The sequence below is a fragment of the Mobilitalea sibirica genome (genome assembly GCF_015999265.1).
GTDB classification, from domain to species: domain Bacteria; phylum Bacillota; class Clostridia; order Lachnospirales; family Lachnospiraceae; genus Mobilitalea; species Mobilitalea sibirica.
Genome location: NZ_JAEAGR010000002.1, coordinates 257938 through 281335, shown reverse-complemented (window position 1 = coordinate 281335; position 23398 = coordinate 257938). Strand labels below are relative to the sequence as shown.

26 protein-coding genes are annotated in these 23398 nt (G+C 41.9%); 2 read left to right on the top strand and 24 right to left on the bottom strand.

All coding sequences use genetic code 11. The annotated features are described in order from the left end of the window. Positions 1-11 precede the first annotated feature (11 nt). From I5677_RS03190 to I5677_RS03110, 17 genes are all read right to left on the bottom strand, one after another. Positions 12-1619 carry a PD-(D/E)XK nuclease family protein gene (locus tag I5677_RS03190; protein WP_243456477.1) on the bottom strand — a complete coding sequence of 536 codons (1608 nt, stop codon included), beginning with the start codon at positions 1617-1619 and terminating at the stop codon, positions 12-14. Between the two features lie 13 nt (positions 1620-1632). Further along, positions 1633-2043 carry a DUF6508 domain-containing protein gene (locus tag I5677_RS03185; RefSeq protein ID WP_197660116.1) on the bottom strand — a complete coding sequence of 137 codons (411 nt, stop codon included), beginning with the start codon at positions 2041-2043 and terminating at the stop codon, positions 1633-1635. Then, positions 2036-2716: a hypothetical protein gene (locus I5677_RS03180; protein ID WP_197660115.1), complete on the bottom strand. Its 681-nt coding sequence runs from the start codon at positions 2714-2716 to the stop codon at positions 2036-2038. The genes I5677_RS03185 and I5677_RS03180 overlap by 8 nt, the downstream gene beginning before the upstream one ends. A 15-nt stretch (positions 2717-2731) precedes the next feature. Beyond that, complete coding sequence (locus I5677_RS03175) at positions 2732-2956, bottom strand: helix-turn-helix domain-containing protein (protein ID WP_197660114.1); 225 nt, start codon at positions 2954-2956, stop codon at positions 2732-2734. Between the two features lie 144 nt (positions 2957-3100). After that, positions 3101-4663, bottom strand: coding sequence for a recombinase family protein (locus tag I5677_RS03170; RefSeq protein ID WP_197660113.1), 1563 nt, complete (start codon positions 4661-4663; stop codon positions 3101-3103). A 4-nt stretch (positions 4664-4667) separates the two neighbouring features. After that, positions 4668-5081, bottom strand: coding sequence for a recombinase (locus I5677_RS03165; RefSeq protein ID WP_197660112.1), 414 nt, complete (start codon positions 5079-5081; stop codon positions 4668-4670). Then, positions 5082-6647, bottom strand: a complete 1566-nt coding sequence (locus I5677_RS03160) for a recombinase family protein (RefSeq protein WP_197660111.1) — start codon at positions 6645-6647, stop codon at positions 5082-5084. It lies immediately after the preceding gene. A gap of 61 nt (positions 6648-6708) precedes the next feature. Further along, on the bottom strand, positions 6709-6924 hold the full coding sequence (locus I5677_RS03155) for an SHOCT domain-containing protein (RefSeq protein ID WP_197660110.1): 216 nt from the start codon (positions 6922-6924) through the stop codon (positions 6709-6711). A gap of 55 nt (positions 6925-6979) precedes the next feature. Continuing rightward, complete coding sequence (locus I5677_RS03150) at positions 6980-8920, bottom strand: DNA polymerase (RefSeq protein ID WP_197660109.1); 1941 nt, start codon at positions 8918-8920, stop codon at positions 6980-6982. Between the two features lie 72 nt (positions 8921-8992). Continuing rightward, the gene (locus tag I5677_RS03145; protein WP_197660108.1) at positions 8993-9544 is read right to left on the bottom strand and encodes a DUF2815 family protein; all 552 of its coding nucleotides are present in this window, start codon (positions 9542-9544) and stop codon (positions 8993-8995) included. A gap of 5 nt (positions 9545-9549) precedes the next feature. Continuing rightward, entirely contained in the window at positions 9550-10686 is a 1137-nt protein-coding gene (locus I5677_RS03140; protein WP_197660107.1) for a DUF2800 domain-containing protein, read from the bottom strand. Further along, a complete protein-coding gene (locus tag I5677_RS03135; RefSeq protein ID WP_456299357.1) occupies positions 10679-11002 on the bottom strand; it encodes an rRNA biogenesis protein rrp5 in 324 nt (107 codons plus the stop codon). Before I5677_RS03135 ends, I5677_RS03140 begins: the two co-directional genes overlap by 8 nt. Next, complete coding sequence (locus tag I5677_RS03130; RefSeq protein ID WP_197660105.1) at positions 10971-11189, bottom strand: hypothetical protein; 219 nt, start codon at positions 11187-11189, stop codon at positions 10971-10973. The genes I5677_RS03135 and I5677_RS03130 overlap by 32 nt, the downstream gene beginning before the upstream one ends. Positions 11190-11322: 133 nt before the next feature. Then, entirely contained in the window at positions 11323-12045 is a 723-nt protein-coding gene (locus I5677_RS03125) for an N-acetylmuramoyl-L-alanine amidase (RefSeq protein WP_197660104.1), read from the bottom strand. A 15-nt stretch (positions 12046-12060) separates the two neighbouring features. Further along, positions 12061-13557 carry a hypothetical protein gene (locus tag I5677_RS03120; RefSeq protein WP_197660103.1) on the bottom strand — a complete coding sequence of 499 codons (1497 nt, stop codon included), beginning with the start codon at positions 13555-13557 and terminating at the stop codon, positions 12061-12063. Further along, the gene (locus I5677_RS03115) at positions 13554-13994 is read right to left on the bottom strand and encodes a phage holin family protein (protein ID WP_197660102.1); all 441 of its coding nucleotides are present in this window, start codon (positions 13992-13994) and stop codon (positions 13554-13556) included. The genes I5677_RS03120 and I5677_RS03115 overlap by 4 nt, the downstream gene beginning before the upstream one ends. 86 nt (positions 13995-14080) lie before the next feature. Further along, complete coding sequence (locus tag I5677_RS03110; RefSeq protein ID WP_243456476.1) at positions 14081-15538, bottom strand: hypothetical protein; 1458 nt, start codon at positions 15536-15538, stop codon at positions 14081-14083. A 16-nt stretch (positions 15539-15554) separates the two neighbouring features. Here I5677_RS03110 and I5677_RS17130 point away from each other — a divergent pair, with 16 nt between their 5' ends. Together I5677_RS17130 and I5677_RS03105 are read left to right on the top strand one after the other, a co-directional pair. Beyond that, the gene (locus I5677_RS17130) at positions 15555-15746 is read left to right on the top strand and encodes a hypothetical protein (RefSeq protein WP_243456475.1); all 192 of its coding nucleotides are present in this window, start codon (positions 15555-15557) and stop codon (positions 15744-15746) included. Between the two features lie 321 nt (positions 15747-16067). Next, on the top strand, positions 16068-16277 hold the full coding sequence (locus tag I5677_RS03105) for a hypothetical protein (protein ID WP_197660202.1): 210 nt from the start codon (positions 16068-16070) through the stop codon (positions 16275-16277). A gap of 171 nt (positions 16278-16448) precedes the next feature. On the opposite strand, the gene I5677_RS03100 is transcribed toward I5677_RS03105, so the two are convergent. The 7 genes from I5677_RS03100 to I5677_RS03070 are packed head-to-tail and all read right to left on the bottom strand — an operon-like array spanning position 16449 to position 23396. Continuing rightward, positions 16449-16952 (bottom strand): hypothetical protein, encoded by a 504-nt coding sequence (locus I5677_RS03100; protein ID WP_197660101.1) that lies wholly within the window; start codon positions 16950-16952, stop codon positions 16449-16451. Between the two features lie 15 nt (positions 16953-16967). Continuing rightward, a complete protein-coding gene (locus I5677_RS03095; RefSeq protein ID WP_197660100.1) occupies positions 16968-18917 on the bottom strand; it encodes a siphovirus ReqiPepy6 Gp37-like family protein in 1950 nt (649 codons plus the stop codon). 2 nt (positions 18918-18919) lie between these two features. After that, the gene (locus tag I5677_RS03090) at positions 18920-19795 is read right to left on the bottom strand and encodes a phage tail family protein (RefSeq protein ID WP_243456474.1); all 876 of its coding nucleotides are present in this window, start codon (positions 19793-19795) and stop codon (positions 18920-18922) included. After that, entirely contained in the window at positions 19785-22205 is a 2421-nt protein-coding gene (locus tag I5677_RS03085) for a phage tail protein (protein WP_197660099.1), read from the bottom strand. Before I5677_RS03085 ends, I5677_RS03090 begins: the two co-directional genes overlap by 11 nt. Positions 22206-22219: 14 nt before the next feature. Then, positions 22220-22360: a hypothetical protein gene (locus I5677_RS03080; protein ID WP_014315060.1), complete on the bottom strand. Its 141-nt coding sequence runs from the start codon at positions 22358-22360 to the stop codon at positions 22220-22222. A gap of 47 nt (positions 22361-22407) precedes the next feature. Continuing rightward, positions 22408-22794: a hypothetical protein gene (locus tag I5677_RS03075; RefSeq protein WP_014315061.1), complete on the bottom strand. Its 387-nt coding sequence runs from the start codon at positions 22792-22794 to the stop codon at positions 22408-22410. An 11-nt stretch (positions 22795-22805) separates the two neighbouring features. Then, positions 22806-23396: a major tail protein gene (locus tag I5677_RS03070; protein WP_014315062.1), complete on the bottom strand. Its 591-nt coding sequence runs from the start codon at positions 23394-23396 to the stop codon at positions 22806-22808. Positions 23397-23398: the final 2 nt, after the last annotated feature.

Sequence of the window (23398 nt, the reverse complement as noted above, 5' to 3'; positions counted from 1 at the left end):
ACTCCATATCCTTAACGCATTTTTGCTTTGTAAATAGTATTTTGAAATCTTCTTTGCATTTCTTCCTCTAACTCATTATCGTAGTCCTTAGTGTGCTTATACATTGCATTAATAAAATCATCAAAGTAAGGCACCCCATCATACAGGCTTCTTTTTTCAACAAAGAAATTATAGATTTCTCTGTAATAAACAATAGTATATTTTTCACCGCACGAAAACTTACTTAGGTCAATGCGATTGTAATTCGGTGAAAAAATAAAACAGCTCGGAGTTTTCTTACGATATTCATCATCAGATGTAACAAATTGATAGTATTTTTTTAGCTGTGACTGTACTTGGCCGCTGTAAATATCATGTCGGTCATCAATACCGTTGATGCTCGATTTGATTTTATTTTCTATTACAACGGCATTATTTTTGTCAGAAATAAGTAGGTCAATGTTTCTCTTTTCTCTCTCAATAGTAAAATCTGTTTGTACCTCGATATGTAGAACCTCTCTTGCAAAACGAGAAAAAGCTTCTCTATTTATATCGAAAAAATAAGCAAACATATTTGAAAAAGCGAGTTCATTGTCTTCCTGCCTGATTATTTTTAGGAAATTGAAATATGGATCTTTTTGAAGTTCCGGCAATTCAGAAATTGCTTGTGTCGTATTAGCCTCTTCCCATAACTCTCTGTTCTCAATTATCTGATTCAAATCAGCGAAAGAATCCGGCTTTTCATTTTCGTTGTAGAATTCCCTTAATGTTTGTTTGCCAAATCCTTTATTAGTATGGATGAAAAAAGTGTTGTCCCCACTTACAGATGCATCGTCTGTAATATATATCTGATTTTTGGGCTTGATAACCTTATCTGCAACAAAGGTAGTATAAGCATTCTTTTCTTCTTGAAGACTGCCGTGATACAAGTTTTCATTAAATAAATCTACAAGACTTATTCCGCCATAGGTCAGTCCTAATGCAACTTGTCCTCTATATCTCTCTTCTCGTGGAAGTTTGCTATCTGCAAAATCAAGAATCGTAACACCCTCCGCTTTGGCCAGTACTTTATATGTTTTCGAGGCAAATTTTCGTACCAACAGAATAGTTATTCTATTTTCTCCATGAGATAATTCTATTGTTCCTTGTGAATTGAGATAAATATAGTTTTTCCCATCATCTGCCTTATAGAGATTAATAATTTCATGTCCTATATTATCGCCCTCTGACAAATATGCTCCAACATACATTTTGTTAATTATTATTTCACGGCTCATATGTGTTGGCTTTACTTTTACTGTGGTTTTTTGTTTATATTCAACCGGAGCTATGGTTTCATCCGACGATAGAAACAAACGGAACCTTCTTAGATGAGACAAGTAACCACTAAAAAGTGAATTGACATTACCGTTCGAGTTCTCAGAAAGAACTTTTATCAATGCATTCTTTGCTTCAGTCTCAAAATCAGTAGCGTTCACCGCATTCCAGAACAGATCTTTGTTTCCTTTCCTCCAAAGGTAGAAGGTGTCCGCATAAGCAGTATTGATTGTTGCTTTTGAAATGTTTTGGCTATGTAGGAAGTTCATATATAAAGCACGCAGCTCATCATACGGTAGAGCTTTCATTTTGTTAATATCCAAAGTCAAACCCCCTTTATTCAAAACTTTTTAATCTTTCAAGCCACTTCAATATGCAGCCACTTTTGAAGAAATCTAATAACTTACCATCGCAAAAACGCTCGGCTCTAACAGCACCCATTATAAGCGCAAGCAAACACTGTGCATTCAAATTTGAAACGTCAGCATTCTTCATAGATTCCGTATCCCAGTCAAGGCCGATATCTTTGAGAATATCTCCATAACGGGTAAGCTCCATATCTTTATTGCTTTCTTCAAAGGTATAAACATCATCGATAAAGTTATGTACCATTTCGGAATAATCTACAAAAGGCATCTGTATCGGATGTTCCGGTGTTCCATCGTTTTCTTTATCAATAACCCATTCGCCAATACTATCTGCCTGGATCATGGGAATGTATTTCACCAAAATATCAAATCTACTCATCCTCGTCCTCCTCAGTTTCATCAATACCAAATAACATCTGCAACTTATCGAAGTTATACGGGTATGAGTTATCGCCATCAAATCTTACCGGTTTATGGCCATTGCTATATTCAAATTCCAACTCCCACTGTGTACCATCACACACTGTGTATCCAAAACGCTTAGTTGAATATCGTCTGAGCCATTCACCGATGCGAAGATCTCTAAGTGCGGCTATAAAAGTGTCCTTTGTAAATGGCTCCTCGTTATCACCATCCAACAATGAGAGTGGTTCTTCATCCTCCCATAATTTTGTATAGGCTTTCAATCTATCTGATAGCTCTACAACATAGCTACGGTAGCCACCAAAGAAACCGCCAATGCTAAAGGTAATCTTGCAGATGGCATCCATATTTGCATCAAAGTCAGCAACCTTTTCTTCTGACTTTGATAAGGTATAAGTTCCACCAGCTTCAGCAAAGGCTTGCTTGGCTCTTTCCAAATATTCACGAGTCCAGTGAAGGCGCGTATCTTCACTCGGATGCATAATAGGTTTTACGCCATAGTCGGGGCTTTCCATTGCATTTTTAAGACGACCTATTTCTTGCTTAAGCCCACGTATAACGGTCATAATCTGTTCTTTATTTTTTCCTTTAAGATGCTCTTCATAGTATCCTTCCGGGCTAATCATCATGTTAGGCCGCCTCCTTTACTCATTTCCTGTCTTTATTTCATTACCATCGGGCAGAATGAAAGTCTGCTCAAATTTAATATCCAGAACATCAGCTATGGCTTTCAATTCATCCAAGGTTACCGTTTCACGTTTTAATTTCTTATTGAAATTCTGCGGAGTCTGACCAATACGTCTAGCAAGTTCCGCAACGCTTATATTCATTTGTTCACATAGTTGCTTTATCATATCTGCCGTAGTCATACAGCACCTCCAATTTACACTAAATTACATTATAAACCATTTGGTTGATAATAACAATAGTTTTTTTAATATTGCCACAATTATAAACCAAAAGAAAAGCCCACAACTCTACTCCTGAGTCATGGGCCATCTAAGTTCCTTTTTTCATACTTCAACTTCGATGCCAGATTTAAAGCATATTACAAAGTGGTCATCGTAAACAGTAACATTCTGTATTAACTTTCTTACAAGTGCACCATCATATCTTTGGGTACGGTATTTATTGTTGTGGATAAATTCTATCAGCTCGTTGATCCTCTCATTTTCACCACTTAATGATGCATCCTCCACGAGAAGGGTCTGACGTTTTTCACGCAGGTTATCAATCTCATCTGCAAGAGGTTCATAGTCTATCCCTTTATTCGCAAGGCTAATTAATTCTTTCTGCTTTTCTTCAAGCAAGATGTTAATCTCTGAAATTTGATACTCTGTGGTGTCACCGATTACCGCATGGATGTTTTCTTCCAGTGTTTTTATCATGTTATCACCGCCAGCAAGTAATCTATTAATGGCAGTCATAACAGCATCATATAAATCGCCTTCCTTTACTGTTCGGCTCTTACATACTTCGGGGCCTTGCTCGATTCTTGTTACGCATCGCCAAACAATTTCTTTTCTACTGTGAACATTCCAATATGTTCGTCTATAAATATCACCGCAATCACCACAGAAGGTTATGGTACTCAAAGCGTATTTACTGCTGTAAATTCTTTTATTCTTGTCTGTGCCTGTGTAAATGTTATTCCGGCGATAAAGTTCTTCCTGTGCTTGTAAAAAGAGTTCTTTTGGAATGATAGCCTCATGGCTATTTTCAACATAATACTGCGGTAGATGCCCTTCATTCTTGACCCTTTTCTTTGTAAGAAAATCAACTGTAGTAGTCTTCTGCAAAAGTGCATCACCGATGTATTTCTCGTTATTAAGAATCTTCTTTATGGTTTCTGGTCTCCATTTTGGTTTTCCGGCAGCTGTTAAAATCCCATCCTTTTCAAGATCCCTGCCAATACCCGCCAGGCTCTTGCCCTCAAGGTATTCTCTATAAATTCGCTTAATGATTTTAGCCTCTTCAGGAACTATTATCAAGTTGCCATCTTCATCTTTTGTGTAACCCATAAAACGCTTGTGGTTGACCTGCACTTTGCCTTGTTGGTATCGGTACTGAAGTCCGAGTTTAACGTTTTGTGAAAGGCTCTGACTTTCTTGCTGTGCAAGGGATGCCATGATGGTAAGCAATACTTCACCCTTAGCATCCATTGTATTGATGTTCTCTTTCTCAAAAAATACTGCTATGTTCTTTCCCTTGAGCTGTCTAATGTATTTTAGGCAATCTAGAGTATTACGAGCAAATCGACTAATGGACTTGGTAATAACCAAATCTATTTTGCCCTCCATGCACTCGTCTATCATTCGGTTGAACTCTTCTCGTTTTTTAGTGTTAGTACCAGAAATGCCATCGTCTGCAAATATACCTGCAAACTCCCATTCATTATTTTTCTTTATAAACTCTGTGTAATGAGCTACCTGCACCTCATAGCTTGAATTCTGCTCTTCTGTTTCTGTAGAAACACGGCAATAGGCAGCGACACGCAGTTTCTTTATTTTTTCTTTTGCAACTGTGTTTCCAAATCTTTTTCGTGCTGGAATTACAGTTATACTTTTTTCAGTCACTTTATCACTCGCTTTCTATCAGATTATATAAGTACTCTGCTCGTGCGATAGGCTCCGCTGGAAGTTTTCCTCCTACTTTTCCCATCTTGAATCGTTCCATAGGAGGGGGAGAGGTAAAAGCTGCGAGTTCCACAATTCTTCCTAAGTCTTTTGCACGTTTATTTCTAACTTCCTCCGCCTTATCAAATGTCTCCTTATCTATGATTGCTGGATATACATCATCTCCGAGATAAAGGACATTTTTCAAGATACGTCCCATTACTGAATGAGTCTTTTCAATACCTGCCTGTTCGCCAGCCACTGTAAGGGAAAGTCCTGATATGTATTTTTCAAAGAACTCCTTTACTTGACCTGCTGCCTTTTCATCGACAGTAACAACTCCATCCGTAATTGTATATCCGTATGGTACATAGGCCATTTATCTCACCACCTTTTCTTTAAGGGAAAAACCGCATTTCATTTTAAATATCAGTTCATCCCTTGAATCTACAATTATATTTTCAACAAACGTTTCAAACGCTTCATCCGTATAATTACCATCAAACTTTTCTACTGACAAATAATCAAGAAGAGCCTTTACCTCGTCTGACTGTGAAGTGCCATTGGTAAATGACATTACTAAGTTCGTCTTCTCAGCAGTAAGATTTTTTATCTCTATATCCAGGACATTTCGTTCCTTGTTAAAAAGTGCTGGTTCGAGAAACCCTTTTGTCATAAGACCAATAAGAGTATTGCGTTCTTCGTTTAATTGTTCCATGCGCTTATCTATGGCATCAATTCTTTCAAGGTCGCATTCTTCGTCAATTTTGTTTATTGCTTCGTAAAGTGGCTCCAGTATTATCTTTCTGCTAAATGCGAGCTTATTCATCATCGTTGCGAATGTTGCTTTTATCTCTCCATCACGTAAAAATAACATGGAGCAACTGTTTTTGTCTTCAATGTGTCCTATGCAACTCCAGGCTACATAACTTCTGCCAACAGAGTAATTTGTTTTTCTCCTAAACTTGGAACCGCACTCCCCACAGATTATTCTTCCACTCAATACATATCTGTTTTGATAAGTATTCTTAGCAATGGATTTATTACGATTCTTTGCTCTTTCTGCTATCAGCTTTTGAGCTTTAGAAAATACTTCTCTACTGATAATAGGTTCGTGGTGATTCTTACAGTAAAACTGATCCTTCTCGCCATTGTTAATATGACGGTTGAAGTTGCTGTCCGTATATGTCTTCTGGAAAAGGACATCACCTTTGTATTTTTCGTTCCGGAGCATTTCAATCACCGTACCCGGACTCCAATGGTTGCCTCTTCTTGCAGGAATCTTATCCCTGTTTAGACCTTTTGCTATGATACTTCCACCTTTACCTGAAAGGCATTCTGCAAAAATGCGTTTTATTACTTCAGCTTCCTCTGGAACAATAACCATCTCACCATTTACATTGGCATAACCATAAGGAGGACTGCCAATAATGTAACTACCATTTTGAAATTTCTTATTGATTGACCATGAGGTATTTTGTGATATTGAAGCAGACTCTTCTTCTGCAAAACCAGAGAGGATAGAAAGCATTAGTTCGCTCTCCATGTCACCTGTGTTTAAATTTTCTTTCTCAAAATAAATATAAACACCGATATCCATCAAACTTCTTACCAATTCTAGACAGTCCATTGTGTTACGGGCAAATCGACTAATTGATTTAGTAACAATAAAGTCTATCTTCCCGTTCTCACAATCACGTATCATGCGAAGAAGTTCTGGTCGTTTTTCCTTTTTGGTTCCTGATATACCTTCGTCATAATAGAGACCTGCAAACTCCCATTCTGAGTTGGATTTAATATAAGTTTCATAGTGCTCTCGCTGTGCTTTAAGACTTACAAGCTGTTCATCACTATCCGTTGAAACTCTAGCATAGGCTGCAACTCGAAGCTTCGTTTTAGATAATAGCGGTCTCTCCAATTCATTTATTCTTGTTATCTTTTTCATCGTCTCACCTCACTTTTTGTCATTACATATATCACTCAAAAGGCCACTAATATCAAGGGTTTTATGGCATAATTCCAGCTAACTTTGGAGAGAACTTCTGACGGTTTAATGCTGATATTTTGTGGATTTCATCATCTGTAATTTTGCCTTCTCTATGCAGCATAGCGACAATGCTCTCTGCTATATAAAAGTCATATTCATTTTGTAATTGCTCATCTGTCATCTGTTCAATCTCACCCTTGATAGGGCAGCCATCTTTCACTTCAATAACATTCATAAAAAAACACCTCCTACCTGGTAGCCACGGCGGGAGGTGAAATCTGATGTTTTAACTAATCTTTTTTATAAAAATCGCATTCATAACCATCGGCATTAAGGAGCAGCCCCTTTGCCCAGGGAGGGACTCTGCCCATCTGTTCACACACTGCGTCAAGTGACATTCGAGGGTCTGCCTCAATAATTACTTCATCATGCACATGAGCCACTATGCTACAAGTTCGGAGTGTTTTCATGGCGTACATCAAAATATCACGGGAGATTGCTTGAACAATATTCTCTACAAATTTGGGTCCATAACTTTCGATTCTTTCCCATTTCTTCGTTCCACCTACACCTTCATAAGTCACAGACTCACCACCGAAGATATTTTCACCGATACGAGGTTTTACATAGGCAAGTTGTCTGCCAGAAGGAAGAACTATGAATAACATTCCACTCATGCAATGAAACTCAATATTATCAGTTTTCTGTGACTTATTTTCCTTGATGCATTTCTTAACAACAGAGTCAACATCCCACCAGAACTTTACGATGTTTGGATTGGATGTTCTCCAGGCATTTACAAGGGGTTTCAATTCTTCCTCTGCAAGTCCCATCTCCAATGCACCCATAGCCTTTAATGCACCGACTGATCCGCCATATCCAAGTGCTAATTCTGCTATTTTTCCTTTTTGCCTTAGATGACCATTCACACCATGCTTTTCAACAGGAACTTTAAACATCTGAGATGCAGATGCACAATAAATATCACCGCCGCTTGTGAATACTTCAGTTCTCCATTCTTCACCTGCAAGCCATGAAAGCACACGAGCCTCAATTGCAGAAAAGTCTGCAACAATAAACTTATTGCCGTCCTTTGGCACAAAAGCTGTGCGGATAAGCTGTGAGAGGGTGTCCGGTATATCGTCATAGAGCATTTCAAGAGTTTCATAATCACCACTTTTTACTATACCTCGTGCCTCTTTTAAATCCGGCATATGATTTTGAGGTAGGTTCTGTAATTGCACAAGCCGACCTGCAAAGCGGCCGGTTCTGTTTGCGCCATAAAATTGGAACATACCTCTGGCACGAGAATCTGCACAAATAGCATTTTCCATTGCCGTATATTTTTTCACAGACGATTTTGCAAGCTGCTGACGGAGCTTAAGTACTTCAGCCAAATGCTCCGGTGCATCCTTCAATAGCTCCGCCACAGCCTTTTTACCGAGCGTTTCTGTTTCAAGACCATTTTCAGAAAGCCAGCCTTTCATCTGCTGTACTGAATTAGGGTTATCAAGTTCTGTCATTTGCTGTATTGCTGACATCAGTTTTTGGTGAGAAACCTCATCCACAGCAATAGCCTGTTTTACAAATTCCATATCTACCTTTATGCCACAGTCATTAATTTCCTGGTCGAGATGGTATTCATCCCATATGTCTTCTGGCACAGGAAACTTTATAAGCCTTTGCTGTATCTGTATTTCTGTTTCAACATCACGCTTGTTGTAAGCCTTAAACCTCTGCCATTTCTCTTCATCATCGCTTGGCATATTACGAGTTCTTCCACCATTGGATTTGGTAGGAGCACACGGAACACAGAAGTATCTTATAAGGTCTTTACCTTCGGTCAGCTTTTGCTTTTCAAGGCCAAGAACGGCACCCACACCTTCCAAGGAAAGGGGAAGTCCCATATATGCCGACCATACCATTGAACATTTCCATGATGAAGGATTTAAATAATATCCAAAGGGATAACCAAGATAACGGGAAAGGCAGACACGCTCAAACTGAGCATTGAATGCCCATTTGGTTATATTTTCATCGGTTAAGGCATCGAGTATCTTCTTCGGTATCTTTTCTCCACTCACGAGGTCAACCACCATAACCTCTCCGCCATCGACAGAATATCCAAACAGTAATATTTCAAAGTCATCTGCCTCTACATAACGGTAAACTCCGCTCTTTTGCAAATTAACAGATGAGTATGTTTCAATATCAATTTCCAAGTTCTTCATAACATGCCTCCATTCCTAAAAGAAAAAGGTGGCAGAGGGAAAGCCTCCACCACCGTAAAGTCACCGCTTCCATTAGGCAAGGAAGTCATCATCCACAAGAGTAGTAAAGTCATCTGCTGCAGAGGTTTTTCCACCAAGAGGTTCGCCGTCCTTAATCTTTTGAATATTACCAAGACCACAAGCTACACCCTTATTGCCGTTGGAGTTGAAAGCATAAAAGCTAAGAGAAACTCTACCGTAACAACCGCTATACACTTCACTGCGGTCAATAATAGGTTTAACTCTTTTGTCTACAATCTGTGGAGCGGTTACGCTGTTGGCATTGATAAAATAATGCCCCTTATATGCCTCATCATCGCGCTCTACATCTCCATCACGGAGAGGAAGTTTGATGGTAGCTTTATTCGGTTTCTTACCACCAAACTTTGCAATTCCTTCTTCAATAGCTGCATCGATAGCAGCGTTTACTGCATCTATGGTTTCCTTATCATCCTTTGGAATGAGAACGGACACACTGTATTTCTCAGCACCGCCGTTAATAGATACCGGCTCCCAACCGTGGAAGTAAGAGAGTCTTGTGTTTGCACCTGTGATAACCTTAGTTTTATTAGTGTTATTTGCCATAATATTTAATCCTCCATAATTTCGTTAAATTCGTTTTTTGCATCTGCTACGTTCATAGCCGGTCTTTTATCCGAGCTTGGAACAAGAATCGGCTTGCCCGGTGGTTTATATATGAGGCCACCGAGAATTTCCTCAAATTTGGTTTTACCCATCAATTTCTGCATCTCTGTCATAGGAATAAGGCTCTTACGGTAAATGTCCTTAAATCCGCTTGCCACAGCTTTTTCTGCTATGGCATCTTCATTTTTGTATTTGCGAACAGAGCGACCTTCCACAACCTTAAAACCGTTCCACTCTTTGCCGTGATTCACAGCGGCATCTGTGGCGTAGGCAGTTATTTCGTTTGCCCATTTAGTAAGGTCGGGAAGAATGAATAGAATCTCTTCTATCTCATTGTCTGTAAGTAACGGTGGCATCTTAAACTCTGTCTGTGCGAGTTTTAATTTTTCTTGGGCTCTTGCACGGCATCTGACTGCGGCTTTGCAGAAAGTACACCATTCACCGGGAATATATTCACCTTCGCCGTTATAAGCTTTTACTGCCTTTGGCCTCAGTTCCTCTTCTGCCCAAACTTTAAGTTCATCTACCGGTACAGTCCATGTGCTGACATTTTCTCTTCTTGGCTGGAAAATCGTCATCGATACTTCGTTGATATCATAAAGGCTGTCATAGATTTCAAGAGCACCCAAGGCATAAAGTTTCATCTGAGGATTGTCCACTGCATCTACAAGCACACCCATGCCATATTTAAAATCCACTATGTGAAGTCTGTCATCTGAGATGATTAAACAATCTCCAGTACCAAAGCCGTCTGGCACATAGCATGAAAAATCAAGGCGTTTTTCGATAAGGACGATTGGATCGTTGCAGATTTGCTTTGCAAGCTCCACCTGTTCCATAACGAAATCAACATAAGCATCCGTGCATTCTTCCATCTCATCTGAGTCATAGTCTGATATAGGGCGCTTACTCCTTATATGAAGTGCCTTTTTTAGTTTGTGTTCTGAGAGTGCATGTGCCGCTGATCCTTCCTCTGCTGCAGTACCACTTATATCTGCAAACTCAAGTTCAAGCCTTGCTGATGGTAAACAATGAAGCCATCTGTGTGAAGATGATGCAGATAATATTGCATGATTACCCATTGCCAAGAACCTCCGCATCTTTCAAGATGTCGGCATAGTAAGCCTTGTCAACGGCACTTAACTTGTCGGCACCATACTTTTGAATGATTCCTCGCACTTCGGCGGTAAATCCAAGCTGGCTCTTTTCGGCAAGCACCATACGCACTTTCTCAAGTGGGATATCCGGCTCTTTTGCTGTTTCTGTCTTTGTGGCAGGCACTTCTTTGGGAGCAGAATCACTTTCTGTCATTGCATTACAAACCGCCTGTATGCTGTCTGCAAGACTTCGCATATCATTTGCCACATCAAGCAGTAACTTTACTTTGCTCAAGGTCATTTCCTCCTTTCGTAGTCTCACAGATGGAGAGTTCCTCAACACTGTCTCCTGGAATCAGAATGGTTACATGCTGTTTATCTCCAAGGAGGAAACGTAGGATGCGCTCCCTTATGGTGACATTACGACAAGTAACGATTCCGCCTTTCTGTGGCTCTTTTGAAACACTGATTTTAAGGTTGTGTTTCATGTCCTTCACCTCTTTCCAAAGGGCGATTTAATTTGTTGCCCTCTACCTGGTAGCCACGGGAGGAAATGAAATCTGACGGTTTAGAAAAAAATAATGCCCTCGGAAGTTTTTTTGACCTCCAAGGGCATCGCGCTTAATTAGGAATTTTTAATTTCTGTCCGGTATAGATGATATTAGTAGTTAGACCATTGAGCGCTTTAATCTCCGAATATCTTTCGCCATTACCAAGCTTTTCTTTAGCAATCTTCCAAAGGGAGTCACCCTTAACTACGGTGTATATTTTATATGGGTTAATGGGAGTCAGCGCCTTTTTGACCTCAGCACGGAAAGTATCCATTGACTTTCCATGCTTGGGAAACCAGTGCATCACATCGGCATGATTGCTGGCTATGCCTTGTTTATAGCCTTCGCTGTGGCAGACGATGTTTTTTTCGGTTAAATCATAGAGTTTGCAAAGATATACGCAAAGGTCAACGGCCTCTCGGTACACCTTGCCAAAATAGGTGCTATCCGAAAGACCGTCCTCGCAAACCTCAAAGCCTATATGGGTGTCATTTGCTTTTCCTCCAGCGTGCCAACCGCGATGGTTCCACGGAAGAGTCTGGTATGTGGCAATTGTTCCATCCACAAGTTTGCCGATAAAGGCATGAACACATACTTGTCGACCACCCGGTTTATCTTGGTTCCAATGATTATTGTATTGGTTCTTTCCGAGAAAACCGTCATCTGGGCCAATATAGCGTTTCAGCCATGGATTATTTGCCCCGGTAGAATGAACCATGATGCCTTTGGGAGTTATCGTTTTACCTGCTTTAAAGCAAGCATTATTCGTAAGTATTAACTTGCGTAAATTCATTATAATCACCTCCAATTATATGTTGTTTGTCGCAAGATTGACAGGGTATAAGTGGTAGGTAAACTTCAAATCACAAAAAGCACTCGCCGATGTGCCATCACTTCCCATGCTGATATACAGCCCATAACCAGAAGGCACTCGGCTTTGACGCATTTGAATATCAATATGCAAGCCCGCATTTGAACTATCAGCACCGATAGGCGTACTGCGTGATATTCTGGTAAAGTTCACTTCATCGTTTGATATATATAGGTCTAGTTCTTTTTCACTTGTATCCGATTGACGGCAAAGAGTAACCAAATGACAATCATAAGCCGTGGGATAAAGTAATCCGCCCTGTCCGCCTATGACCACACTACCTATAGGAAATAATGTTTGCAAAGGTCCTCGAACACTATTAACACCGCCTGCTCCGGTAGCATTACCGCTAAGGACATATTTTAAATAGCTTGCTCTGGTGAATGCGTTGATAGTAGCTGATGCTGTAGAGGTAAGATTCAATGGTGTTGTAGCATTTTCGGCTCTTTCCAATAAGAATAGGCTCTCACCGGAAGGAATGATAACATCACCAATGGAAAAAATCCGACTCGTCCAATAGGCTGTGCTTACCAGATTTGGTGTTGTTCCTACCCCATAAGCGATATTCGCTACATCTTGAATACCCCTTATAGCTTCTGCAAGTTTCTTGACAGAATTGCGAAGGGTGCCTTGGATTAACACTTGCACATTGTTTGCGGTCGGACTGCCCAAGGATGTAACAAATGTGTAGGTTACCGGGCCGAGGATAACGTTATTGCCACTATTTATGCCAGTAAATGTGATGGCCCCTCTTCGGCTTACCATATCTGGAGCAGTAGCCGTTTCTATGGGATGCAAATGGTTGAGAATAATTCCAGTCCTCATGTATAATGTGTCACGCATGTCTTCAATTAGATCGTGCGTGGTGTTTAGCAGATTGTAGTTATCATTTAACAGGCTATTTGTGGTGTTTAACAATTCATGGTTATCACCGACTAAGCCGTAGGTATCGTTCAACCGGTTGTGTGTGGTGTTTAGCAAATCATAGTTGTTATTTAGCAGGTTATAAATGAGATTTAACAGACTATTTATTTCTTCAATATCCAGTTCGGCTAAGGTAGAAAGCACCCGATTGAGCCATTCCTGGGCAGGGGGTTCGGGTGGTTCGACTATACCATCTGCGAGTGCCTCCTCGACAACGGTTAGTATCCGAACGCTTTTACCTACCACATCACCATGAGTAACTCTTATTTCCAGCTGACCGACACCGACGAGCTGTGTGTCCGTTGCACTGGGAGACCATGTTAGAACGTCATCAGCATAGGTAGTAACCACCGGATAAGCAATGCCATCTGGTCTTTTGTATATAGCATTAAGTGCTGCTCCTGGATAAGTGCCTTCCAATAAATTGGAAACGTCAAACTCAAGGTGACGAAAGTAGTGTTCCCCGCGTCGGCCAATGAACACGGTTGCTGCTTTTGTTAAATCAATCATATTCCATCACCTGTCTTAGGAGGCTCGTCATTATGCCCATGTAGCTGTTTTAGTACCTCTTTTAATTTTTCTGGGATGGGTAGTCCGATATGTCCGGCATTCTCTAAAATGGAAACACCTTCATTACTTAGATAGAAGAAGATTACTGCCGTGCGAAGTACACCACCACTTTCACCAGCGCTACCTATTATCTGTGTATCAAGAATATGAGCAACACCCACCATTACAAAGATAAGTACCTTTTTGAAAATCCCTTTAGCCCCAATTTCACTAGACAGCTTTTTATCAATAATTGCACATAGAACACCTGTCAGATAATCTATAACAACAAAAGCTATCAGTGCATAGAGAAAACCGTCATAGCCACCGAGAAACCATCCGAGAAATCCACCAACAGCTGCAAAGGCTAACTGTACCCAGTTCCATATTTCTTTCATTAAAAAACACCTCCGTTAAGTTGAATTTGTGTATTGAAAAGCGCCCCTGCAAATCGCAAGAGCGCTGAATTGTATTTTATCAACCCTTATAACATCAGAAGAAGATTGTGTATTTGTTCCATGACATCTGCCTTTGGCCGCCCCATTCCAATAGGTAGCCATGTAAAGGCTGGTATGTCGAATGTCGTTGAAGAGTCAACATCATTTATTACCGCAATAGCAATATCAATAGCTTTACGAATTTCAGTAATGTGGGACGGCCAATTCTTGATAGTGGTCTTTCCCGCAATGATCTCTTCTTTCCAAGTTACGGGGGAAAGATTGTAATAGCTACGCACTCTATTTACAGCGGTTCTGAGCGTCTGAATATGTGTTGCCTTTACATGTGACACATTAACAGTGATAGTTTCAAAAGGTAATTCCAATACCGTGAAGGTACGAACAACTTCTGTGCTTGCTGACTCGATATCACTATCAAGGCAACGGAAGGTAGCTGTATGATTTCCTACAGAAAGAGATTCCGCTTGGTAAACTGTCTTAATACCGTTACCGAGATAACCACTCATGGAGAATCTCTCCGGATTATCCACACTGTTATGCCATGGACCAGAATCAATCTTGACCTCCACTATTTGTGTCTGACCATCCGGTTCTATGCCCGTTATAATCATAAAACGCGGTGTAGTGTTATAAGTAAACTTACCAGATATCGGGCAGAAGATTGTCGGTGAGGCAGGCGGACTATTTTTCTTTACTGTGCTGCTGACTACATAAGCAGAGACTGCATCCAATGTATCGGTTACACTGATACGATAACGAGTATACATACCAGCTATCTGTGAACCATTCACCTCGAGGATACCAGAAGTAGCGCTTGAAACGATAATAGTCAGTGCTTCATATGCCGACCAATTTACTCCGTCTGTCGATGTTGCCTGTTGAATAACATACTGCTTAATAGCACTGGTTCCAGGTATTGTTCCGCTCCATGAAAGTGCTATTTTTGTGACCTCATATATCGGAGGAGAAGCAGTAAAGGTTGTCGGTGGTATCGGCAATGTATTTCTACGGACATTGTTGCTAGATATCGTCCAGTCAGAATAGAAACTTTCTCCGGCTGTTCCTCGCGTTCTTACTCGGAATCGACGATAATTTCCGCGCGTAGTTGGTGGGCTGACGCTTAAGATGCTGCTTGTTGCAGAAGTGTTCACAATCGTCAGAGCCGTCCAAGCACCCCAGTTACTGTTATCTACTGAGTCACTATATTGTATCTCATAAGAAGTGATGACATTACCTGCACCGTCAGATGCACCACTCCAGGAGAGCGAGACGTTTCCTTCAGCTAAAGTTGCACTTACTGAGCACGATATAGGTGTTCCACAAGCCGTTATATTGCAATAGATACTGTTACTTATCTTCTCCACCGAGTAAACATCAAATGTGTCGATTGTCCAAATGCCAAATTGAGTATATGTTCCAGGTGTTCTCGATACAGTTGGATTATAGCTACCTCCACTTGCCGCTATAATCAGAGTGGTCAGCACATTCCATGTACTCCATGTGAAATTATCCGTGGATGTACGACTGGCAATTTGGTATCCCTTTATTGGACTGGTACCGCTTGATGCACCACTCCAAGTCAGTGTAATAATCTCATCGCTATATGCTGCAGGAGATGCAACGGCTGTTGTAGCTGACTTAGGTGCTGTATTTCTTCGAACGGAGTTAGTTGATACTTTCCATCCGGAGTAATAACTCGCTCCTGCTGTACCACGAGTCCGTACCTGAAATCTTCGGTAATTGCCTCTTATGGTTGGCGGCGATGTATCCACACTACCGCTTGTGGCCGTGGTGGTAACTGTGGTCAGTGCTGTCCATGCTCCCCATGTTAAGTTATCAGAGGAATCACTGTATTGTATCTCATAACTCGAAATTGCGTTATTTATACCGCCAGATGCTCCGCTCCATGAAAGGGTTACACTGCCTTCCGCGAGTGTAGAGCTGACAGAACAAGAAGTCGGTGCTCCGCAGGCTGTCGTTAGGAGTGGTGAACTCAGCACCGTGTAGCTTGAATTGTCAATCACACCTGAAGAGAGCGTAAGTCTCCCATCTGAGACTACTCGAAAGCGCACACCCTGTGCAGTATTACCAATAGTTGAAGCACAGGTCACTGAAACGTACCTAAGTCTTGGTGTGGTTCCATCCCAGTTATCGCCGTCCTCTGCCTTTATTCGTACCTGCGAGGAAGAGCCATTTACGGTCATGGTACAAAGTAAAGCATAACCGTTGTGGATAAAAGACCCAGATGAACCCAATGCAGCGGATATAGTGAAGTTATAGGTCATCTGGCTATTATTAGGCCGGCTTTTAGTATAAGTAATCGTGTAATAAACGGTCGGGCTAGAACCCGCCTGCAGTGTTATGCCATTAATATCCGCCATCGAATCTCACCTCCTATTCATAGACTGCCGATACTAACGAATTCACCAAACCACAAAGATTGGTATTCAAACGGGTATCCATGATGTTATTTGTAACTATCGATGTGGCTGCCGTCGGTACAAGCACGTCTGCGATTCCAAGTTCATAGATATCGCTGGTTCTTGTCAATTCAGGAGCCACTGGTGTTGCAGCAGGGGTTCCGTCAACAACTGCAATCTTAATGCTTCGGTTGATTTGATTTAAACGAACCACAATCCGGTCAATACGAGGATTGCTTCCATTTGCCGTAGTAAGTGGCATATTCAGAGCATCCGTGTTTTCATATCTATATCCTTTAATCCATGCACTTCCTGCTGCAACACTCACTGCTAATCCAATTGCAGGAGAAACTTGTAGGTTTGTTGGTGTAGCATAAAATACACCGTTAGATACAAGACTTCCGAAATATTCAGCAAAGTCAGTTGCATCATAGACTCTATCTCCATCAGATGAGTTGAAAAATCCGCTTTTCTCCATATTGCTCTCCTCCCTTTAAGCTCTCGCGTAAGAGCAAGATATAAGGTAAAAACCCGTAGGCAGTGTGGAAGAAGCCGCGTTTGCTACCACACCGCTTGTGTTAATTGTAATTGGCATACTTGTTCCGCTACCTCCCACAGTAGTTGCTACAGCGCGTACCGTCGAGTAAGGGTAAAAATTCGCATTTGTTATTGTTAGAATCGTGCCGCCGGAAGCAACTCCTGAAGCCCCCACGTTAATCTGCATTCCGATTGAAACAACACCCTTATTTACAAATGACATATTAAAACCCATTGTCACACCACTTCCAAGTGAGTAGGTTATTGAGGTATCAGCTTCCTGAGCAATCTTTGCGGTAGTGACAGCACCATTCGCAATCCTGGTCCCTGATACAGGCGCATTATAGACATTGTTAATGCTGGATGCAAAGGTGCTTCCTCGAACGGCAGCAGCTATATCCGTAAGTGCACCGAGCGGAAAGCTTAGCCAGTTCGCCTGCCCGGATGGGTTATTGAATACGAAAACAGAAATAACATAGAACGTCATAGTATCCCTACTGATAAAGAAACCCATCGCCCTTTGGTAACCGTTTCCTGTGTTGTTTCCATTATGCTTTATCAAAAAGATGTGTCCGTTCTCACTTGGCTGGTCACTGAACTTGTTACCACTGTACGAGGTAAAGTAAAAGGCATCTCCAGGTACCATGTTATGCAAAGCATATTGGCCGACCGATGTTGTACCCGCACCTACAAAATTCTCGAGTGCAGGTAGTTTTCCAAACAGATTGTTAATACTATCGGTAACGCTATCTCCTTGGATTTTAGGGTCTAATTCATTTAAATCACCAATAGTTTCTGTCACATTTCCTATTGCCTCAGCTACCTCAGAAATACCGGTTGGAGCAGATATTGCTGTTTTAACTTGGCTCATATCGGAACGAATTTTCTGTGCTATTGTTAATTCAGCTTTTCCAAATACTACGCTTACACTCTGGCCATTCGCATCATAAGTTTCTACTATTTCAGTGATACGTGTTGTCATTGATACACCCCATGCCTTGGAAATGACTTTGACAGTATGCCCAAGATCATAGTCTGTCTTATATGACAAATTACCGTGAGGGTTAACGGAAGTATCGAACGAATAACGAATCGCCTGCTCATTCAGCTTACTTTGGCCTCGGAAAATCAGAGTATCAATGTAATCTGCTCCGAAATCATCCTTCCGCAGGTCTTTTGCATCTATAAAGATTTCATGCCGTGCCTCTCCAGAACCACTTGCAATGGCTACAAATGTCCGGTCTGCACCTTCACCTTCGCCGCCGACAAGTGCGGTATTAGCATAATCAGCAGCACTTATAGTGTAAATTTGTTCAGTTAGGTTCTCGTACTCCTTTGAGAACACTGCCTGTGACTCTATCCCCATATATAACATTACGGTTAAAATTCCATTTGAAGGTGTAAATACGGTCTTAATTCCAACCTCTGAAACCTCACATAATTCTGTTATCACATCCATCAAGTTCCGATACGATACCTGTGTGCTGATGGGCACATTTAAGTTCGGAGATAAAAATGATATCCCACTAATTTTCCTTGCTGTATCAGTAGGATTGATAAGATTATTATTAATCAGTTGCTCCACGCAAATTGAAATGTCTCCGGACAGTTTCTCCGTTTGCCATACAATACGTCGGGCAAGAAATGATGTAGCAAATCGTCCGCTTGCAGTGATGATTTCCTGCTCAGTTTGAGACAATTCCAGATGCTCAATAATCCCAGCTTCCTCATCATCGTTCTTCCAAATGATGTTTCCTTCTTTTAATAGTGCTGTATTCTCCTGTGTTGCTATGGCTTTTAACTCAAATGAGCCATACTGTGAGTACCGCCTGGTCCATCGTAGGTATTCGAAGGATTCCACGATACCCGCAAGCTCACGATTTGAATTGTAGATATATAACTCCATCTTTACACCCCCAGAAACTGCGGACGAAAATAAATACTAACCTCCAACAGATCCATATTGACTGAAGCATCGTAGCGCAGTGTGTTAAGACCTGCGGAAAGCTGAAAGAACACCGAATTGGTATCTAATAACGAAAAAGCATTTGTAATCGAAGAACCCTCCACTCTTATGACACGCTTACCGGCGAAATGAGTATATACACGAAGTTCATCTCCGGCATCCATTGTTGTGAGAAGTCGAATGTATTCACCAGTATCTATCTTTAGGAGTTCAGGGTTTGTGACCGTACCCAGAGCTCGAAATACAATTTCACATCCGCAGGACACATCACCGATATTTTCCACCGTAATAATTTGACTTGGCTGACGCATTCCAAATTCCATACCACTCATAGGTATCTCCAGTTGGAATTCTAGCAGAGGTATCCATGATGCCAGTTCCTCTCTTACCTCATCCAATGTCTCGAAGAAGGGAGACGGGCAAAGCAGACTGACAAAAAAGTTGGGTACACGCTGCCTGGTGGAAACGGTAAAACCCGCTTCCTCTACAACGCAGGCAATTTGCCGCTCACGGTATACGAGTGTTCCATTCAGCTTAGGGCTAAATATTTGAAGGAAATGCTGTCTCCGTGCATAGGCATCGTCAGGTGTATCAGCTACGATCGTACCCTCCAGTATGATGTTTCGCATATCTAAAGTAGAAGAAATATAAAAAGCGCCATCCTGGTCTGGCGCTTTGAAGGTGTTAACGGTCTGACTTACGTTGCCTGTGCCATCAATCTTGGTAATAAAATACGGGCGGCTTTGTTTGAGTGTGATGCTCCTGCCATTTGCATTAATATAAGTAAGTTCCATAGTCAGACCCCCTCTAATATTCAAGTGCCAGCTTGCGGGAGAGGTTTTTAAACTCCCTTGCCAGTTCTTTTTCAGACAGAGCCTTTGGTGTCACCACTGAGAGATTTTGCGTGATGCTTGTGCCTGTAGCACTGCCTTGTCCTGATGAACCTCTGTAATTCAAATCGAAGTTTGTGGGTACTGCATTTTGCATATCCCTTGTAACTGCCGTCATTGCATCCTCAAAACCTACACCGATACCTTCGCCCATGTTGCGGCCAATTCCGGCAAATAGAGTTGATGGAGAATTGATACCGAAGAAGTTCTTAATCTTTGATACTACATTCCCAAAGAAACCAGAAATCTTATTCCATAGCCATGCACCTGCATCTGAGATACCATTCCACAACCCTTTAATTAAATTTCCACCAACTTGAGCCATTTGACCGATATAACCGGTAAAAGCTCTTACCAATCCAGAAATAATCTGCGGAACGGCTTTTACAACCTCCACAATTATCCTTGGCAGGTTTGCAATCAATGCCACAAACAGCTGAACACCGGCCAGGATGATTTTATCGATATTGCCTACAATAGCGTTTACCAGTGAGGTTATAATCTTCGGAATCGCGGCTACTACAGTAGTAATAATCTGAGGAAGTGCCTGAATCAGCGATATTAAAAGCCTGATGCCTGCATCAATAATCAGGGGAATCGACCCAATGACTGCACTGATAATGCTGTCGATAATTTGCGGAATTGCTTCTACAACTGCCGTAATGATGGTAGGCAGTGCTGTCACCAGTGAAGTCAGCAATTGAATACCCGCATCGATAATCTCTGGAATGGATTCAATAAGAAAATCCACAACGGCTTCGATGATGGCAGGCAAGGCAGAAACAAGTTGAGGTATTGCATCAACCAATCCTTGTGCTAACCCTATAATCAACTGCAAAGCCGCATCCAGCAGCATTGGCAGGTTTTCAATCAAACCTTGAACAATCTTCGTGACCGCTGAAACTGCTGCTGGTATGAGCTTAGGTAAAGCTATGCCGATACCCTCCACAAGTGCTGTGACCAGTTCTATAGCTGCATTTATGAGCAATGGAAGATTATCAATCAGCGCTCCGACAATTGTCATTAGAGCACTAACCGCCGCCGGGATAAGTTCAGGTAAAAGGTTCAAAATAGCCTCCAGTACCTGCTTGAATATATTTGTCACTAATTCAAGAAGCATTGGAAGCAAGTCTGCCACCGCTGCTAAAATTGCGCCCGTCGCTGTCGGTAGTGCTTCTACTATATTCTCTAAAACCGGTACGATATTAGTGACAACCGCTTGGAAAGCATCAACAAGATTCTCTGTCAGATTTGTCATATCCGCATTGGCATTACCAAGTCCTGCTGTAAAAGAGCCAACTGCAGCTTGTAACAATCCAATCGAACCAGAAATGGTCTGAGTTGATTCTTTTGCAAAGTTGCCAGCATACTGCTCGGTGTTCTCGAAAAACATCTGCATTGCAACTTCGGCTTTTTCCGCTTGTGTAGCGGTATTCCAGGTGAAATCCAGACCCTTTGCGAGAGCGTAGGCTTGGATGTTGGTAGCGTTCATAGCAACACCGAGGTTATCCATCATGGTGAAGTTGCCCTTTGCAGCACCTGTGACAGCCTCCATCGCAGTAGACATATCTATTCCCATAACGGATGCCATGTCTGCTGCACGTTGCATGGCTTTTTCGGTAAGTTCAAGGCTTTTCTGTTGCTGTATACCTGAACCTTGGAACAACGCACCCATTTTGTTGGCAGTAGCGAGATACTCGCTTTGGGAGACTCCGAGATTTTTATAGGCCTCTTCACCGGTTTTCTGAATCGACGCAGCGTATTTACCGAAAACCGCCTCTGAGCCACCAAGGTTCTGTTCCAACTCCCCGAACTGCTGAACAACCTCTTTGCCTAACTTTATAGCAGCGGCTCCAGCAGCAACGGCAACAGCTCCCATCGCCACACCAATGCCCTTGAGTACACCTCCAAGTTTTTCAAACCTGCCGCCAACATCTTCGGCACTTTTACCGGAATCGTCCAATTCATCACCGAGATCATCTGCCTCCACTGCTGACTGCTCAAGTTCACGTTCCATGCCATTAAGTTCCGCTTGTGCCTTATTCAGCTGGATCTGCCAGTTTTGAGTGCGGCGGTCATTTTCACCAAAAGAGGAGGAGGCATTGTCAAGAGCAGCCTTGAGTGTGGAAATCTTCTCTTTCTGTGCGTCGATTTCTTTATTCAGAACTGCATTTCGAGCGGTAACTGATTGTATGGATTTATCGTTTTTATCAAACTGACTGGTTACAAGGGTCATTTCACTGCCCAGTACCTTAAAGGACTGATTGATTTCGGAAAGAGCTTTCTTAAATTCACGCTCGCCCTCAACACCTATTTTTAAACCAAAATTGTCTGCCATGCCTTCACCTCCTCCTAAATACCTGGCGGGATAATATCGTCAATAGTCCGGGTTTTCTTCGGCTTTTCAATTCCATGCCATTGTTTATGGCAGGCCCATAAATCAAAAAACAGTCCGATAGGCATAAGCCAGAAATCCTCTGCATCCATGCCCATCTGAACTGTTCCATAGTAAAAAAGCCGGGTAAAGACTTCTGAGTCCGTTACCCGACTTCCACGTTTTTTGGAGTTTCTTCCTCACTTTCAACGTCGCGCTTTGTACCTTTAAACATTGCTTCGGTAATTGCATTTTTATATGCAGCCAAGTCAAGAGGTGAAGTGAGAAGTTCTACCTCTTCCTCGGTAAGCAATTCCTCAGGTGCGTTCTTATTCTTAAGGTTGCGAATCAAAATGGATTGATTTGCAAGTAGCGTGATTAGCCAAACAATCTCGTCCAGTGCCATCTCGAAGTTCTCTGACTTCATCAGTTTTTCTCCAAGGTTTTCAAGACCACCATATCGACCGGCAATCGCTTTTGTCGCACGTGTGGTTAGAACAAGTTCATACTCTTTGCCGCCAATGTTGATAGCGGAGCTTCTCTCATTATCCATCTTTTTTCCTCCTATGGTTCCGGTGTGTAAACCGGTTCGTAAACTTCAGTAAACCAACCGGTGATGGTGGTCGATGAAACACCGGGATCGCCTTCTGTGACCTCTGCTTTCCAAGGGTGTTTACCCATGCCATCCAGCTTATTTCTGCGCATAACGGTTCCTTCAATAGTAGGTGTTGAAAAGGTAATAGAGTCAGCTTTTGTCTGTAGGTTCGTTGCGGGTAGTCCGAATTTTACACGGTACAGCCAAAAATATCGATATGTTCCGTTTGCCTTCTGTGCACGAAAGCCTACCGCAACAGGTGTACCCACATTCTCGCTTGCAGAGATCAGCACACCGTTGTCATCGGTTGATGCACCTGTTAAATCCGCAGCGACTGTCGGGCCAATGTCATCCACGCCGAGGGTTAGTGTGCCGCTGTTAAAATCCTTCACAACTTCTGCAGCACCGTCATCCGCATACAGAATTGCTTCCACCAGCTCTACTGAGAGTTCGGCGGTGATGGCTTTTGCGAGCACCGAAGGCACGGCGTATGTTTCTTCACCGTTAACGTCTTCAGTTATTTTTGAGTAGTACAGTCTATCTAGACCAATAGTTGCCATGT

Excerpts from the sequence above, each read along its gene's own strand:
- I5677_RS03160 (WP_197660111.1), bottom strand. The coding sequence starts at position 6,647 with ATGAAAAAGATAACAAGAATAAATGAATTGGAGAGACCGCTATTATCT.
- I5677_RS03125 (WP_197660104.1), bottom strand. The coding sequence starts at position 12,045 with ATGAATTTACGCAAGTTAATACTTACGAATAATGCTTGCTTTAAAGCA.
- I5677_RS03165 (WP_197660112.1), bottom strand. The coding sequence starts at position 5,081 with ATGGCCTATGTACCATACGGATATACAATTACGGATGGAGTTGTTACT.
- I5677_RS03185 (WP_197660116.1), bottom strand. The coding sequence starts at position 2,043 with ATGAGTAGATTTGATATTTTGGTGAAATACATTCCCATGATCCAGGCA.
- I5677_RS03135 (WP_456299357.1), bottom strand. The coding sequence starts at position 11,002 with ATGACCTTGAGCAAAGTAAAGTTACTGCTTGATGTGGCAAATGATATG.
- I5677_RS03140 (WP_197660107.1), bottom strand. The coding sequence starts at position 10,686 with ATGGGTAATCATGCAATATTATCTGCATCATCTTCACACAGATGGCTT.
- I5677_RS03075 (WP_014315061.1), bottom strand. The coding sequence starts at position 22,794 with ATGGATAATGAGAGAAGCTCCGCTATCAACATTGGCGGCAAAGAGTAT.
- I5677_RS03080 (WP_014315060.1), bottom strand. The coding sequence starts at position 22,360 with ATGGGCATGGATGCAGAGGATTTCTGGCTTATGCCTATCGGACTGTTT.
- I5677_RS03175 (WP_197660114.1), bottom strand. The coding sequence starts at position 2,956 with ATGACTACGGCAGATATGATAAAGCAACTATGTGAACAAATGAATATA.
- I5677_RS03180 (WP_197660115.1), bottom strand. The coding sequence starts at position 2,716 with ATGATGATTAGCCCGGAAGGATACTATGAAGAGCATCTTAAAGGAAAA.
- I5677_RS03130 (WP_197660105.1), bottom strand. The coding sequence starts at position 11,189 with ATGAAACACAACCTTAAAATCAGTGTTTCAAAAGAGCCACAGAAAGGC.
- I5677_RS03070 (WP_014315062.1), bottom strand. The coding sequence starts at position 23,396 with ATGGCAACTATTGGTCTAGATAGACTGTACTACTCAAAAATAACTGAA.
- I5677_RS03145 (WP_197660108.1), bottom strand. The coding sequence starts at position 9,544 with ATGGCAAATAACACTAATAAAACTAAGGTTATCACAGGTGCAAACACA.
- I5677_RS03115 (WP_197660102.1), bottom strand. The coding sequence starts at position 13,994 with ATGAAAGAAATATGGAACTGGGTACAGTTAGCCTTTGCAGCTGTTGGT.
- I5677_RS03155 (WP_197660110.1), bottom strand. The coding sequence starts at position 6,924 with ATGAATGTTATTGAAGTGAAAGATGGCTGCCCTATCAAGGGTGAGATT.
- I5677_RS03095 (WP_197660100.1), bottom strand. The coding sequence starts at position 18,917 with ATGGAGTTATATATCTACAATTCAAATCGTGAGCTTGCGGGTATCGTG.
- I5677_RS03085 (WP_197660099.1), bottom strand. The coding sequence starts at position 22,205 with ATGGCAGACAATTTTGGTTTAAAAATAGGTGTTGAGGGCGAGCGTGAA.
- I5677_RS03120 (WP_197660103.1), bottom strand. The coding sequence starts at position 13,557 with ATGATTGATTTAACAAAAGCAGCAACCGTGTTCATTGGCCGACGCGGG.
- I5677_RS03100 (WP_197660101.1), bottom strand. The coding sequence starts at position 16,952 with ATGGAGAAAAGCGGATTTTTCAACTCATCTGATGGAGATAGAGTCTAT.
- I5677_RS03150 (WP_197660109.1), bottom strand. The coding sequence starts at position 8,920 with ATGAAGAACTTGGAAATTGATATTGAAACATACTCATCTGTTAATTTG.